The 1,270-nt window shown below is 74.0% G+C and carries 2 protein-coding genes; both read left to right on the top strand.

Annotation, left to right across the window (positions count from 1 at the left end):
* Nucleotides 1-207, top strand: a 207-nt coding sequence (locus tag I59_RS22890) for a hypothetical protein (RefSeq protein WP_042726695.1), incomplete at its 5' end; no start/stop codon positions are given.
* A 27-nt stretch (nt 208-234) separates the two neighbouring features.
* A complete protein-coding gene (locus I59_RS11980) occupies nt 235-1,167 on the top strand; it encodes a cytochrome c oxidase assembly protein (RefSeq protein ID WP_261976567.1) in 933 nt (310 codons plus the stop codon).
* The last annotated feature ends 103 nt before the right edge of the window (nt 1,168-1,270 follow it).

Consider the following 1,270-nt stretch of genomic DNA (forward strand, 5'->3'; position numbering starts at 1 on the left):
ATCGGCCTCCCCCGGCTCGTCCCCGGAGCCGACCGGCCCGCGTGGCCGGTGCTCGTCGTGGCGGCGCTGTGCACGGTCGGACCGGCCTTCGCGGTCATGCAGCTGCACCTCTCCTTCCCGGTCGCCGTCACGGGGGCGGTGCTCGTCCCGATCGGGGTGTGGCTGCTCACCCGGACGACCCCGGCGCGGGGAGTGACCCGGATCTGAACCGGTTCTCACGGACGCGGGACCTCGGTGCCCCTGCCGGGGGCGGAGGATGGCTCCGGCAGCACGAGCACCAGGAGGCACCCCACGCCGTCGACACCCGAGTTCTGGTCCACGTGGCGCTTCGACCCCCTGGCGGCCGCGATGATCCTCGTCGGTGCCGTCGCCTACGGGTGGTGGTCGGTCGGTGCCGCCCGACGCGGCGCGCGCTGGCCGTGGTGGCGGACACTCGCGTTCGTGGGCGCGCTCCTGCTCTTCGGGGTCCTGCAGTTCGGGATCGTCGGCGTCTACGCCGAACGGCTCCGGTGGGCGTTCGTCCTCCGGCTCGCCCTCCTCTTCTTCGCCGTGCCGACGTTCGCGGCGCTGGCCGCTCCGGTCTCCCTGCTCCGGACGGGAGGCCCGGATCGCCTCGCCCGCGCCGCCACCGCCGCCCTCGGGTCGCGCCCGGTCCGGGTCCTCGGCAACGCGATCGTCTCGCCGCTGATCGCCCTCGCGATGTTCTGCGTCCTCCTCACGCCGCTGTCGGCCGCGATCAGGACGTCGCCGGTCTGGGCGGTCGCCATCACGGTGTTCGTGCCGATGCTCGGCTTCGGGTTGCTCGCGCCCCTGGCCGAACCGGGCATCCTGCGGTCGTCGACGTTCGTGACGGCGGAGTTCCTGCTCGCCTTCGTGGAGCTCATGCTCGATGCCGTCCCGGGCATCGTGCTGCGGATCACGAACCACGTGCTCGACGGAGCGACGACGACGCTCGTGGGGAAGGCCTGGTACCCGTCACCGCTCCAGGACCAGCACCTCGCCGGTGACCTGCTGTGGTTCATCGCCGAGGTCGCGGACATCCCGGTGCTGATCTCGCTGTTCGTGCGGTGGCAGCGGACGGACCGTCGGGAGGCCCGGGTGGTCGACGACCTCAGCGACGAGGAGATGGACGCCCTCACCCGGGCGCACCTCGAGCGCCGCGGGTAGCGGTCGCGGGTGCGTCGGGCGGCGGGCGGGGCGGGCGTCGGGCGCGGCGGGCGTCGGGCGCGGCGGGCGCCGGGCGCCGATGTGGAACGACGTCCCCNNCNNC

This window comes from Curtobacterium sp. B8, from assembly GCF_000333315.1.
Taxonomy (GTDB): domain Bacteria; phylum Actinomycetota; class Actinomycetes; order Actinomycetales; family Microbacteriaceae; genus Curtobacterium; species Curtobacterium luteum.